The following is a 12,150-nucleotide window of genomic DNA, read 5'->3' as shown; positions in this document are numbered from 1 at the left end:
ATTAGGTGACCCAGTCGTTTAGCAAGCAGCAGGCCAACAGGTTCTACCATCGAGTGTTGTTAATCAGGTTGATCTGGGCGGTCACTATTGCCGCATTCCTCGCTGGTATGATCTCACTCTGTCTCGGCCTCCTCGGCCTCTCTATCCTGGTCTCGACGCTGGGTGGGTTGTTGCCCGGGTTGGCGGTTGGCGGTGTCGTTATCTTTGGCTCGAGGGTGAAGAGGGAATCCGAGGATGTTGCTGGCTGTGGTTCGCAGTGTGCGAACTGCGCCGCTGCGGGAACGGACGGCTGCCTCTCAGGATTTGATCGAGAGCTCGAGGGTAGGATCGCCGCATATGATGCAGCGAAGCTTGGGCAGCTTGGTTTTAGAATGCGGGGAGTGATCATCCTGCCGGTGCTACTTCTTGGGCTTGGAGTTTTCGTTCCCTCTCATGCCGAAGGTGTGGTGCCGGTCGTGTTCGCGTTGGCAGCGCTTGTGGGTTCAGTGATTGGACTGACCCTGATGCGTACCCGGGCGGTACAGCCCTCGGCGTGAAGTTGAACCGCTTCGTCAGGTGGGCTGCTGGCGGAGTGCTGGTTATCGTGTGGTGCTACCTTGAGGCGCGCAGCCATACATTCACCTGGCAAGCTGAGCTCTTGACCGCAGCCGCAATCATTCTCATGGTCGTCGGATTCTTTCGTGTTGTAAGGAGCGAACAGCCTCGTTCCTTTGACAGAGGAGCGATTTTTACCTGGTCGGTGGTGGCATCTGCAGTGGTGGTATTCGAACTAGTCAATCTGTCTCAGGGCCCACGTTCTCGTTATCCAACGATCTCCTCGATCACGAATGAACTGCTAGGCCACAGCCTGCCCGGGCGTGCGCTTATCGCCCTCGGCTGGCTTGGGCTTGGAGTCTGGTTGGTGCTATGCGGATCGTAGAGCTCACCATCTGGGCAATCCTCGCTGTTGCGATCATGGTGACGGCGATTGTTGCTCACATTCGTGGGCACCGGTTGAGTGATGTGGTTGCATCCTTGCGCTCAAGGCCAATCGGAGCGCTCCTACTTGCGGTCGGATGGGCATGGGTAGGTTGGCATTTCTTGGTTCGCTAGCGCCCATTGGAGTCCCAACGGCGATGCATTCCATGGCTGCGCGCCCTTGGGTCTAGAAGCTTGGACGTGTTGCAAAGCCAACAAGGAGCTCAGATTAGATAGACCGAGCGAAATATCACAGCTGGCCCAGGGCATAGTGGGTGATGTCTCAGTTTTGAGGATTTCTGCCGGGTTCGTATCCAGGCTGTAAACCAAAGCGCGATTGGTGATTTACTCAGATCAGAGAAGGGTCGTGGCGGAAGAATGCGTTGCCGAGATCGCCGTAGACCCCGGAGTGGTTTAGTAGGTCTATTGTTTCAGTCGTTTGTGCGAGCGTTGACTACGGCCCCAGACAAGCATGGCTCTGTAGCAACTGGTCGCGTCTTAGATCTCGCCGTTAAAGCTACACCCCCCGGACAGCTGCTTAGCTTCGCCCATCAAAGACTCACAAGTCAGTTGCCCACTCCAACGAGGGGCAGGTCCGATAGCTGCGCGTCATCGCCCTCAGGGTTCAGCTCTTGGGAATCGCCAAACTGTAGGTTGGACTGACGCCAGCACCTTGGGCCGTAACCCCTTCTGCTAGGCAGAGGCTACTTGACGTGCAACTGATGGAACCTATCGCTTGGTAGGACTGCCCTTGCGGATTCGGTGCACTCGGAGGAACCTGGAAAGTTACCTTCGACCAGTTCGCACCACCATCTGTCGTTCCAAGGAGGACGGAGGAGCCAAAGTCAATCCCCTTGCCAATCTTTTGGGGGACCGATTCGGATCCCGATGCCCAACACTCAGTCGCCGATGGGCAGGCAAGCCCGGTGATCTGGGGGTTGGGCACATCGGATGGCAACGACTTAGGAGTCCAGTTCAGACCGCCGTCCGTAGTTGTCGCGAACGCGCTCACCTCACTCACCGCACCTGTGGAACAACTCATTGCACCATGAAAGCCCTGGGTGTTCTTGGCCCAGTTGGCGGCGATCCGTGACTCAGTGTTAGATATGGCACGCACCGACGGTGACATCGAGAACGAAGCCAGCGATGGTCCGGCTGGGGCTAACCCTGGACAGGTTTCAGCGTTGCGAATGGGAATCATCCCACCAAGAACACAGTGGGTTGCATTGGAGCAGACAAGGGGAGAAAACATCCCTCGGATACCAAACCCAGTCGGAATACTCCCCGCCGTCCATGTCGAGCCGCCATTGCTAGTCACTGCTGTGACCCCGCTAGGAAGCAGTGAATTCTGAGTTCGGTTCGTCCGCCCGACCACGGTGCAGTGCACAGAGGATGTACAGGCAAGCGCAACCATCGAATCCCCGTGCAGGATCGGATGGTCCACAAATGCTTGGCCGCCCCGAGTGATGCTAACGAAGCTAGCATCTACGGGACTCCCATTTCGCCCAGTCGACGAGGCAACGAGAGCATCACAGGCTCCAACAGATGGGCACGAGAGCACGTCGATTTTCCTCAGCCCGCTCGGCAGTGGAGTGAGAGTAAAAGAATGCCCTCCATCTGTCGTAGTGAGCAATACAGACTGTCCATGATAGGTCCCACCGGCTGCGCACCATTTCGCCCCCGAGCACGACAGCGCCGTCGAGGGAGCAAACCCATTAGGCATGGGGAGGACTGCCCAGTTCGCACCCTGGTCGATCGTAGTGTAAAGCGACTCAGATAGGAGTGGTGCTCCGGCAGCAGCAGAAGAGTATTTGCCCGCCATCAGATAGCAACTCCCGGCGGTAGCACAGCTGAGATACCCCGATGGTGGACCATCCTCGTTCTGTTGCCAGGTCCCGCTCAAGACCGCATCGACAAGCTGCCAGGTACCATGAGAGGAGCCTGCTGAGCCCAGTGTTTGCGCCTGATGCCAGTCAGTGGTGATGGGATGTGTCAAGACGGGTCCATCACCGATAGCCCGAACTCCTACGAGTGCACCGATGAGGATCAGGACCGCCACTACTGTGACAACACTCTTGCGGTGCCGCCGATTCAAGGGCGAAGGCTTGCTTGGCTGAAGCACAGCCGCTGCCTCGCTAGCTTCAGGCTCCTCATCGATAATTGCTCCGAACAGCTCGTCAAACACAGGGTTAGTGACAGCCGCCTCAACGGCCCATTCATCGACCGGGTCAAGCTGGTACAAGAAGGCTTTCATTATGCTTTGTCTCCTTTGGGATCATTCGTGAACACATCGGCTCTAGAGGGTTCAGGACCACGTGTGGCCGCGGTATGCCTGTTGCCAGCGTCGGTGTTGGCAGCCAAGATCGCCTGATCAAGACGCCTACGAGCTCTATGAATCCGCGCCCTGGCTGCTCCGGGGGAGCACGCCAGCACCTTGGCGACGGCCACAGGCGCAAGTCCTTCCCACGCCGTCAACATCAGCACCTCCTGATCGTCTTCGTGGAGTCCTTGGAGACACGCGAGAGCGACGAGACGCTCCTCGTCTCGAGCGACGACACTCCATTTAGCCTCCGGGACATGGCGCGCGATTCGTCCCATCAGCTGTGAACGACGTTGCCGACTTCGAAGGTCGTTGCGTATGACATTGCGGGCAACTCCGTAGAGCCACAGGAGCGCGCCGTCGCCCTCTGGGACTTGATCCAATCTTCGCCAGGCGATGGTGAATGTTTCCGCTAAGACATCAGCGGCATCCTCAGTTGAGGGGACCCTACGCAGTGCGTAGGCGAGTATCTTCGCTCGTGTCGAGCGGTACAACGCGTCAAAACGTCCCTTTCGCTCCTCCAGCATCAATACTCCCTGTGTGGCCAATAGGTTATGTCTGTTTTATGTCCAGATGGCCTCTCTTGTTACAGCTAGCGAGAGTTGCTCTCGCCGAAGTATGGTCTTCGTAAATCTCTGATGCGATTCGGCGGCGTTCGACTGGAATGGTTGACGAGTGCCATCTGGCAATGCTGCGATCGAGGTGTCTTGGATGTCCTTGAAGAACAATTCGTCTACCGAACAAGCTGTACCCATTATCACAATCCAAAGAGCTGAGGCAAAAACCGCAATCTATGCTCGGATCCACGGTCACAACAGGACGCGACGATGGTCGAACATCAATTATGTGTCGACGATTTGCGTTCGAGCAAACCGCTGCGCCACAGGCGGCATCCCTAAGCAGAGTTGTGTGTCGCATTTGGTCGGGAACTCCACTGGGGAACCTTGGCATCTACCGACTCACCGGAGCCATACGCTATCCGACTGCGCATGCCTGAGAATGAATGATGTCTCCAATGTCCTGTGTACGAGAACCGCATGCATGCATTGGTTGGCTCTCGCTGGGGAGGCTGGCTCCAATCGTCCTGGCTACGCTGATCGCAGACCAGTGGGCTCGAGGATACCATCACATGGCCTGGTTGGGATCTCAACCGCGATTGGACGATGCGTAATCGATGGCCCACCTCGCATAGCTACGTGGGTCGCAACCTATTGGCAAGCTGGAGTAGACCTCATCTGTCGTCGGTTCTCAGTTGGGTGGCAGAATGATCTCTTTTAGCTCCTTTGCAGCGAGCTCAACGTCGTCCATGGTGTTGTAGAGGTGGAAGGAGACTCGGAGTCGGCCGCCACGTACCGAGACTACGAAGGGCAGCGCGGTTGGATCTATTGGCTTTGAAAGTTCCAGCGAGACTATCGCTGACGGTCTAGATGGCACCGGTTGGTCGATCAAGGTGAGAAAGTGAGTAGCCAAGGCAACGTCGTGTCTATAGATTGCCTCTATCCCGATCTGATCGAGTAGTTTAAGCGACTGTGCCGCTCCAACCCACGACAGCCATGCTGGTGATGGATCTAGGCGCCGATTGCTTGTCGAGAGTCGCAGCGGTGCTCCGTAGAAGGAGTCGGCGATCACCTCGCCCCCGTACCAGTTGGCATAGAGTGGTCTGATCATCGCGCTGAGGCGTTCGGATAGCGCGAGATAGGCGGTGCCTCGAGGGGATAGTAGCCACTTGTAGCCAGAGCAGACGATAGCGTCAAGACCGTTCATGTCGAGTGGAAGCCAGCCAGCAGCCTGTGTCGCGTCGACGGCGATCATGGTCCCGGTGACGCTGGCTCGAGCTTTGATGGCGTCTAGATCGGTGACGTGTCCATTCGCACTCTGAACTGCCGAGACGGAGACCAGAGAGATGGAGCTATCGATGGCTTCGATAAGCTGATTCTCGTCTACGCTGATGACCTCGATGCCACGCTCAGCCTGAACAAGGTATGGAAATAAGTTCGAGGTGAACTCGATCGCTGGGGTCAGTACCCTCGATCCAGGTGGTAGTGCATCTGCAATCAGCGCCACCATGACCGAGGTGGAGGGCCCAGTCGCTACAAGGTGTGCATCTGCATGTACCATTTTGGCGAAGAGATCTCGGGCGGAATCGGTTAACCCAAGCCAGTCATCGAACCAGCGTGCGGTCCCGCAAGCCCAGTGATCGACGGCCTCATGGAGACTGTTCGCCGCGGTCTTGGGGAGTAGGCCGATGCTGGCGGTATCGAGAAAACCGTGCTGGTCTTCGAAGTAGATGGAGAACGATGGCTCGTTGGTCATTGGGTGAACTCCTTTGTTCATCTGCTAGTTGAATCGGTTCAAGATCGTCATCCGCCTCGACGAGGTCGTTCTGCGCCGGAGGCTTTATGAGTTCGACCTGCGAGACGATGCTACCGGATTGTCTCGCTGGCTGGTCCACGGCGCTCAACTCTGGCCAAGGAGATAGCTGGCTAGCGGGTACGAGTGTCAACGGCTTGTAAGCCAAGTATTCAGGTGCCGAGTGAACTCCTTGGATGGCATGAACCTCGTAATAGCGGAGCTCTGAGACCAGCTGAGTTGTTCGATCTCGATCACTGCAACTCCCGAAACGGTTGTGATCTTCCTGGAGAATGCTCATCTCTGATCGGCTGATTTTGCCGCTGGAGGCAGAACGTACCGACGGTCGCTGTGATCGACCGTGAAGCCAAAGCGTCGATAGAGCGCCTGGGCACCGGTGTTGTTGCGCTCGACATAGAGCATGATCGACGAGAGTTTGCGCACCTCCCCGAGGTAGTACATCCCCTCAACCAGGAGTGCTTTGCCAAGCCCTTTGCCAGTGTCCTCTGGATCGACGGCGATGACATAGATCTCCCCGATCATCGGGTGTGAGTCATAATGTATCTTTGTCCAGCAGAAGCCCTGGATGCGAGTCCCGTTGTCGATGATGAAAAAGCCTTCGGGGTCGAACCAGGGCTCGTGTTCGCGCTCCTCCAGCGTCGCTAGGTCCCAATCGCCCTGATCTGGGTGCCAGTCGAAGGCTCGATTGTTGACGGTTAACCACCCACTCTCATCGACCCCAGGTTGGAAGGGTCGAATCGTTACGTCTGTGGCGCGAATCAACCCTTCGACTGGCAGCGTTCTTCGCATCTGGATGACCTCACGGTCGGCGGTGAATCCAAGGCTTCGGTAGAGGCGGTCACGTTCATCGTTCGGGTTAGGGATCCAAAGGCTCACTCGTTGTGCCGAGGGTGCAGAGCCGTCTGCAAGAGCTGCCCCAAGAAGTTCCTTGACCACGAGTTCGTACGGGTAACTTGGACGAACTGCGAGTTCGATTTCGATACCTTTGTTGGTCGCGTTCCTGGTGATGATGCCCGCCACAACCTGGGTGTCTACGTCTAGAGCCATCAGGGTGTCAAGGCTCTGAGAGCTATGGTTTGTGAGGTCGATCCAGCGATGATCGGCGAGTGCACGATGATGTTCAACGTTCTCAATCTCTTGGGCGAGGGAAATAATCGAGGGAAGATAAGTATCTGAGTTGATCGTACGTACATCTAGCTGGGCCATGGTATTAGGCTAACGTAGGCGTGGGCAGGGGAGGGTCGTCATGGGAAGGCAGCACGTAGAACAGATCGCGAAACAGCTCGAGGTCCTGTACCCGGGTGATGCGAAGACGCTTTGTGCACTCCATTTTGAGACTCCTTTCCAGCTGTTGGTAGCGACGGTGCTATCGGCGCAGACGACGGACGCGGCCGTAAACGCCGCGACGCATGTGCTCTTTGCTCGCTACCCAACGCCGCAAGAGTTGGCGATAGCAGATATCGCTAATGTTGCTGAAATTGTCTATTCGACCGGGTTCTACCGCACCAAGGCCAACCGTATTGTAGAGCTAGCCGGCCAGATTGTAGATAGATATCAAGGTGAGGTCCCAGAGCAACTCGAGGAACTCACGACGCTTCCTGGAGTTGGACGCAAGACCGCCAACGTAGTCCGATCGGTCTGTTTTGGTCTTCCTGGGCTCCCGGTGGATACACACGTGGCTCGTCTTAGCAATCGGCTGGGTCTTTCGAGTTCTCAGAACGCGGAGGTGATCGAACAGGAGCTCTGTGGACTACTCCCCGAGTCTCGTTGGGGGTCGTTTTCGTTGCAGCTGATTCTGCATGGCAGAAGGATCTGTCGCGCACGCACGCCGTCGTGTTTTCGTTGTGAACTCGCACCAAGCTGTGACTCCGCCCCTGCCTCGGTGCGATAGTGGTGCGATAGCCAAGTGTGGCTTCTAGCGATCGATGTGTTCCGTGGGTGTGGTTTCTACCGCTGACCCCCCCCCAGTTGCTTAGAATACGCTTTTTATTATCCCACTGAGTCCTGCTAAACCTATCTGACCGGGGTATGCGCTCTTAATAACGAATCACCGCTGGTCAACTCGGAAGGGCCATAGGCAACCGGATAGGCAACCGGCTGGGGTGAAAGAATGCGAGGTCGAAGAACGCTTGGCCAAGGCAGCATCTATCGCTATGGCGACCAGTGGCGTGCCCTCTTGAAGTGGACGGGACCCGACGGTAAAGTCATCACCCGATCGAAGCGATGTCGCACCAAGGCAGAGGCAGAAGCTGAACTGGCAAAGTTTCGCGGAATACGTGATGCCGGTGTCACCGAGAATGCAGCAACGACTATTGACATGTTGCTCACCCGATGGCTCACGACCCATGAAGGAGATATCGCTGGCTCCACCTTGGTACAGTACGAGTGGGCCACCAGACATATCACCAAGAGGTTGGGCCCTCTCCGGATCGAACGGCTCACCCCGGCGATGGTCGATCGCTTCGTGGATCAACTCGCAGAGTCCGGTCTGTCCCCTCGTTCACGTCGTCTCATCCGAGTCGTACTCTCCCAAGCCTGCAAGGCAGCCGTTGGCTGGCGATTGATCCCGGCAAACCCCTGTGATCATGCGAGGCCGATCAAGTTAGAACGAAGAGAACCCGAGGCTCTGAGTGTTGAGGAGGCGAGACGACTCCTCAGTGCCGCCAAGGACGACCGACTCGGTGTTCTCTGGCTCCTACTTCTCTCTTTGGGTCTACGCCGAGGTGAGGCACTCGCTCTTCGATGGAGCGATCTTGACTTGACAGCAAAGACGCTCACCATCTCGCGTGCCCGAGTGAAATCGGGTGCCAAGGTGATCGAGGGACCAACTAAGACCGCTCGCTCGACTCGCACCGTACCCCTTCCTGCCTTTCTCGTTGGCGCACTCCAAGAGCATCGACTGGCCCAACGCCAAGAACACGAGAAGCTGACAGAGTTGGGCTTTACCCCAGCGAGCGAGTATCTGTTCACCTCACACTTTGGCCGTCCCCTTGACCCAGATAACACTTCACATGCCTTTCAAGCCTTTGCAGCACGAGCTGGTCTTGGTAAACGCCATGTCCATGAGTTACGCCATGCCGCTGCCTCCCTGATGCTGGCGGCTGGAACCCCACTACCTGAGGTATCGCGTGTGCTCGGTCATAGCTCAACCCGGATCACCGATGAGGTCTATGCACACCTTGGACACGAGGCTCTAAGGGGTGCAGTGGATCGCCTGGCTGGGGTGTTGGATCCTCCGATCCAGTAATTGTACATGACAGGAATATGATATCGTCGTACGCCCAGCGACGCAGTACCCAGCTTTCCGGTACAACGCTGCTCGTCATCTCCACATGCGTGGCATTCCACTGGTCTTCCTGACGTACAGCAGCAACATGCACCCAGACGGTGGGTGAAGAGTCGATGAGCGCAACGACATCGCCGGGTGGGCCTTGACCGGGCTCTTTCATGGTGCCACTCCAGCTGCCATGAGTTCGGACTGCAGCATCACGAGATGGACTACCGTCTCCTGCCTGTCGGGCGAGTGGCGGTACTTCGCGAGAATCCGACGTATGTGCCGCCGCACGGATGCTCGCGCCTGCTCTTTCCTATCCCAGTCCACCGTCGCCTTGGTCCGTACGACATCCACCAACTCCTAGTGGATCCTCTTGTGGACGTCATCGCCGAGTTCCATCACTGAGGAATCGTTGTGGCAGACGACGTCACAGAAGGCAAGTTCGTCGTCTCGCAGTCCGAGCGCCTGCCCTCGCTCGTGCTCGGTCTTCATCTGCTTCGCCTTCGATTGAAGCACCAGCTAGCGGGCCTCCGACGGGACCCAGAAAACCCCCTCGGCCGTGTAATCCTTCCATGAGGTCGGCAGCATGGTCGCCCGTGATTCCCTCGGCCGCCAGGTCGGCAGCGAGCTTCTCCCAGCGCTGCATGAAGGAATCGTCGAGGTACTTGAGGAAGACGGGTCCAAGGACAACGTGCTTGTACTTGCTAGCGTTCATCGATTCACACAGCTTGTCCGCTGCCTTTCACAAGGTGTCCTCGAAGCCGAGTGGCTCACCGTTCCAGCTCCGCCGCACCATCAGGAATGCCCTCCCGAGCTGAAGAAGTCCCCGGTCCGTCCGGTTTGCTGATCCGGAGTACCCGGCTGCTGGAGGAGCTGGATGACCTGACCATCGTCCAGCTGGAGGTGAACAGTCAGGGGATCACGGGCCGGAACTTCGACCTTCTGGATGGTGCGGCCGACAACTGCTTCGACCTCGAACCCAAGGTCGGCAGTCCTGAGCGCAGCCAGTTGAATCAGGGCATAGCGGAGCTGTTTGCGAGCGGCCTCGGTAATCGAGGTGATCTTTGCAACGTCGAGGCGGTCAATGGTGCACTGATAAGTCAAGTCAACGACGCACTCGGTTACGAGATTGTCGGGGTGCGTTGGGACGGGCAGATAGCCGATGACCTTGCCCGCAAGGAGGTTGCCCTGTCCTCCACGCAACTCGCTCGGATCAACGAGTGGGCTGACGATCAAAGTCCGGTCAAGGGACACATCCGATGCGGCTTCCCGTTCGGCAAGTTCGCGGGGTATTCCTGTTCGCTCAAGCTTCCGTACCCGCTGGTTCCACTCTTTGTCGAGTTGGCAATCGTGCGTGGTGACCATTGCCAGGCCGAGACCAGCCGCGACTCCAAGTGAGCGCCCCGCACCCCAGCCGTCCTCGATCTCCAAAAAGTGTGTATCGAGCGACTCCCACTGTGCAGGACTATGGCGGTCATCGGCAACAATCCGTGAGACACCACAGAGCACGATATCTCCCTGCCGGGCCTCCTCGTGCCACTCGTAGAAGTCGTCTGGACTCATCATCGGTAGCCCCTGCGGCTCCTCCGAACCGGCTCGTCTGGCATGAGACGCTCAGCTCGGGCGAGGTCCTGCTCGTAATCTGACTCGGGCCGGATGGTAGCCGCACGTCCGAGCGGACGAAGCTCACCTCGCAAATAGGCGTCGAGTGCGTTCTGATGTAACGGACGCTTGACTGACTGACGGTGCACGATCGTCACCGAAAGTGTCGCCCCCAGCCAGGTACGCCAGTCACGCGCATGAGCGAGCCTACCACTTGCGATGTGATCGAGGAGGTCGTGTCCTCCAGTTCGGCTCAGCAATATCTCGGTGACACCCCCAAACTTGGATGCGTCAATATCCCTGACCACGTCCGCTAGGAGTTGCAATCGTCCCAACTTGTCTGCGCTAGGGGTGGACTCCCCCTTGACCCAGCCACTCAACGACCGACGATCGACACTGAGAGCCCGCGCGATTTGCTCGCGGGTAAGGCGCGTACACCGAGCGATCTCATCGCGGAGTTTCTGTACCTCCTGACGTACCGGTCGAGGAGTGCTCGCATAGATAATGCCGGTCTCTGTCGAACTGACATCAATTCGCCAGAACTGGTTGCTCCAGCTGACAGCTCCGGCAGTCATTCGTTCGGCAGCGAGGACGACGTCGTCGGGATCATGGACTGCGAGCGGCAGCCCGAGCCTCATCGTGGTTGAGGACCCCCACTCAACGAGCATGTCTGCGATCGGAAGAATAGCCCAGGGTCCCTCAACCTCAGGATCGTCGAGGGGGGTGCTAGGTCGCACGTATAGTTGCCGGTTCATCGTTCTGCTCCGAACTCATCGAGGAACGCATCAGTGACTGCCCAACGGAAAAACGTATAGATACGGTCGCAAAACTCAGCAGCCTTGCAGCCGATGGTGGTAAGGTCGAACTCCTCGGACCGGGATGTATAGTGATCGAGATCGAGGACCCATGATGATTCGCGGGCTGGTTCGATCCCAGGGTCATAGGTCGCACCTGCGGGAAGCCTGCCCCATCGTCCACGCAACTGCGAAGAGTCGTCTAGGCGGAACATCGCGTCCGACATAGAGTGCACGATCTCCGCACCACCAAGCGTGGCTTCATCACCGCCAACGCCGAGTATCTCCGGACGGACGAGCGTGCTGATCCGAGCGAGCTGACTGCCTGCCACTCGGTCTACGTATCGGATGCCGATCCGGTCACAGACGTTCGGCTGTAGCCAGCCCTCTAGGGCGCGGAGCACGACGGTCAGGCGCTCCAGAAGGTCGCTCCGGCACGTATAATGCTTCGCCGAGAGCGACACGAAAGTTGGCGTCAGCGTCACCTGCCAAGTAGCCGGATCCTTCGTCTCGAAGCGCCACACGGTTCCAGCATCCTGTGGCCGAACCCCTCCCGGTCCGATCAGGACGCCCAGCTGTCGCTCCGAGCGGAGGATCGGGTAGTCGTTCCGTATAGCCTCTTGAAAGTTCGCCACGAAGGCGCTGTCCTCGATCTTCATCACTGCTGGGAAGCGCACCTGGGCAATTACGTTCACCAGGGGAGCCCTAGCCAGACGCACTTCCTGCACCGACGGTCCGAACGGGGTCATCGTCATCACCTTCCCAGTATACTTCCCATGAAATTGAATGGGAACCTTCAAAGGTGTAATCAACTGCACTAGCCAACGAGTCTG

At 57.6% G+C, this 12,150-nt stretch carries 13 protein-coding genes and 2 pseudogenes; 5 read left to right on the top strand and 10 right to left on the bottom strand.

What is annotated here, in order from left to right:
- The first annotated feature begins 5 nt into the window (after positions 1 to 5).
- From FEAC_RS07265 to FEAC_RS07255, 3 genes are read left to right on the top strand one after another with little or no spacing between them, the layout of a single operon-like run.
- On the top strand, positions 6 to 536 hold the full coding sequence (locus FEAC_RS07265) for a hypothetical protein (RefSeq protein WP_035389177.1): 531 nt from the start codon (positions 6 to 8) through the stop codon (positions 534 to 536).
- A 2-nt stretch (positions 537 to 538) separates the two neighbouring features.
- The gene (locus FEAC_RS07260; protein ID WP_152623131.1) at positions 539 to 919 is read left to right on the top strand and encodes a hypothetical protein; all 381 of its coding nucleotides are present in this window, start codon (positions 539 to 541) and stop codon (positions 917 to 919) included.
- Positions 907 to 1,092 carry a DUF6186 family protein gene (locus tag FEAC_RS07255; protein WP_035389174.1) on the top strand — a complete coding sequence of 62 codons (186 nt, stop codon included), beginning with the start codon at positions 907 to 909 and terminating at the stop codon, positions 1,090 to 1,092. The genes FEAC_RS07260 and FEAC_RS07255 overlap by 13 nt, the downstream gene beginning before the upstream one ends.
- 490 nt (positions 1,093 to 1,582) lie before the next feature.
- On the opposite strand, the gene FEAC_RS07250 is transcribed toward FEAC_RS07255, so the two are convergent.
- The 5 genes from FEAC_RS07250 to mshD all read right to left on the bottom strand — a co-directional run bounded on the left by FEAC_RS07250 (position 1,583) and on the right by mshD (position 6,853).
- Positions 1,583 to 3,211, bottom strand: a complete 1,629-nt coding sequence (locus tag FEAC_RS07250) for a beta propeller repeat protein (RefSeq protein WP_035389173.1) — start codon at positions 3,209 to 3,211, stop codon at positions 1,583 to 1,585.
- Positions 3,211 to 3,804 (bottom strand): RNA polymerase sigma factor, encoded by a 594-nt coding sequence (locus tag FEAC_RS07245; protein WP_052565976.1) that lies wholly within the window; start codon positions 3,802 to 3,804, stop codon positions 3,211 to 3,213. Before FEAC_RS07245 ends, FEAC_RS07250 begins: the two co-directional genes overlap by 1 nt.
- Before the next feature lie 36 nt (positions 3,805 to 3,840).
- Positions 3,841 to 4,032, bottom strand: a complete 192-nt coding sequence (locus FEAC_RS07240; protein WP_035389172.1) for a hypothetical protein — start codon at positions 4,030 to 4,032, stop codon at positions 3,841 to 3,843.
- A 493-nt stretch (positions 4,033 to 4,525) separates the two neighbouring features.
- Positions 4,526 to 5,590, bottom strand: coding sequence for an aminotransferase class V-fold PLP-dependent enzyme (locus FEAC_RS07230; protein WP_035389170.1), 1,065 nt, complete (start codon positions 5,588 to 5,590; stop codon positions 4,526 to 4,528).
- 333 nt (positions 5,591 to 5,923) lie between these two features.
- Complete coding sequence (mshD, locus tag FEAC_RS07225) at positions 5,924 to 6,853, bottom strand: mycothiol synthase (RefSeq protein WP_052565974.1); 930 nt, start codon at positions 6,851 to 6,853, stop codon at positions 5,924 to 5,926.
- Positions 6,854 to 6,893: 40 nt separating this feature from the next.
- On the opposite strand from mshD, the gene nth reads away from it, so the two are divergent.
- Positions 6,894 to 7,538, top strand: a complete 645-nt coding sequence (gene nth, locus FEAC_RS07220; protein ID WP_035389168.1) for an endonuclease III — start codon at positions 6,894 to 6,896, stop codon at positions 7,536 to 7,538.
- A 219-nt stretch (positions 7,539 to 7,757) separates the two neighbouring features.
- Entirely contained in the window at positions 7,758 to 8,894 is a 1,137-nt protein-coding gene (locus FEAC_RS07215) for a tyrosine-type recombinase/integrase (protein WP_035389167.1), read from the top strand.
- A 198-nt stretch (positions 8,895 to 9,092) separates the two neighbouring features.
- Here FEAC_RS07215 and FEAC_RS15950 read toward each other — a convergent pair.
- From FEAC_RS15950 to FEAC_RS07190, 5 genes and pseudogenes are all read right to left on the bottom strand, one after another.
- A pseudogene (locus FEAC_RS15950) lies at positions 9,093 to 9,413 on the bottom strand (type I restriction enzyme endonuclease domain-containing protein).
- Positions 9,349 to 9,651 (bottom strand): annotated as a pseudogene (locus tag FEAC_RS15760) (type I restriction-modification system subunit M N-terminal domain-containing protein); the annotation flags it as partial. The pseudogenes FEAC_RS15760 and FEAC_RS15950, both read right to left, overlap by 65 nt.
- Before the next feature lie 65 nt (positions 9,652 to 9,716).
- Complete coding sequence (locus FEAC_RS07200; RefSeq protein ID WP_035389162.1) at positions 9,717 to 10,487, bottom strand: hypothetical protein; 771 nt, start codon at positions 10,485 to 10,487, stop codon at positions 9,717 to 9,719.
- Positions 10,484 to 11,278, bottom strand: coding sequence for a helix-turn-helix domain-containing protein (locus FEAC_RS07195; protein ID WP_035389160.1), 795 nt, complete (start codon positions 11,276 to 11,278; stop codon positions 10,484 to 10,486). The genes FEAC_RS07200 and FEAC_RS07195 overlap by 4 nt, the downstream gene beginning before the upstream one ends.
- On the bottom strand, positions 11,275 to 12,066 hold the full coding sequence (locus FEAC_RS07190) for a TIGR04255 family protein (RefSeq protein WP_052565972.1): 792 nt from the start codon (positions 12,064 to 12,066) through the stop codon (positions 11,275 to 11,277). Before FEAC_RS07190 ends, FEAC_RS07195 begins: the two co-directional genes overlap by 4 nt.
- Between the last annotated feature and the right edge of the window lie 84 nt (positions 12,067 to 12,150).

This window comes from Ferrimicrobium acidiphilum DSM 19497, from assembly GCF_000949255.1.
Classification (GTDB): domain Bacteria; phylum Actinomycetota; class Acidimicrobiia; order Acidimicrobiales; family Acidimicrobiaceae; genus Ferrimicrobium; species Ferrimicrobium acidiphilum.
The sequence above is the reverse complement of the archived record's forward strand: the minus strand, read 5'-3'. Positions and strand labels throughout refer to the sequence as shown.

Bases quoted from the DNA above. Each gene is read 5' to 3' on its own strand.
- FEAC_RS07255 (WP_035389174.1), top strand. From the start codon at position 907: ATGCGGATCGTAGAGCTCACCATCTGGGCAATCCTCGCTGTTGCGATC.
- FEAC_RS07250 (WP_035389173.1), bottom strand. From the start codon at position 3,211: ATGAAAGCCTTCTTGTACCAGCTTGACCCGGTCGATGAATGGGCCGTT.
- FEAC_RS07245 (WP_052565976.1), bottom strand. From the start codon at position 3,804: ATGCTGGAGGAGCGAAAGGGACGTTTTGACGCGTTGTACCGCTCGACA.
- FEAC_RS07240 (WP_035389172.1), bottom strand. From the start codon at position 4,032: ATGGGTACAGCTTGTTCGGTAGACGAATTGTTCTTCAAGGACATCCAA.
- FEAC_RS07230 (WP_035389170.1), bottom strand. From the start codon at position 5,590: ATGACCAACGAGCCATCGTTCTCCATCTACTTCGAAGACCAGCACGGT.
- mshD (WP_052565974.1), bottom strand. From the start codon at position 6,853: ATGGCCCAGCTAGATGTACGTACGATCAACTCAGATACTTATCTTCCC.
- nth (WP_035389168.1), top strand. From the start codon at position 6,894: ATGGGAAGGCAGCACGTAGAACAGATCGCGAAACAGCTCGAGGTCCTG.
- FEAC_RS07215 (WP_035389167.1), top strand. From the start codon at position 7,758: ATGCGAGGTCGAAGAACGCTTGGCCAAGGCAGCATCTATCGCTATGGC.
- FEAC_RS07200 (WP_035389162.1), bottom strand. From the start codon at position 10,487: ATGATGAGTCCAGACGACTTCTACGAGTGGCACGAGGAGGCCCGGCAG.
- FEAC_RS07195 (WP_035389160.1), bottom strand. From the start codon at position 11,278: ATGAACCGGCAACTATACGTGCGACCTAGCACCCCCCTCGACGATCCT.
- FEAC_RS07190 (WP_052565972.1), bottom strand. From the start codon at position 12,066: ATGACCCCGTTCGGACCGTCGGTGCAGGAAGTGCGTCTGGCTAGGGCT.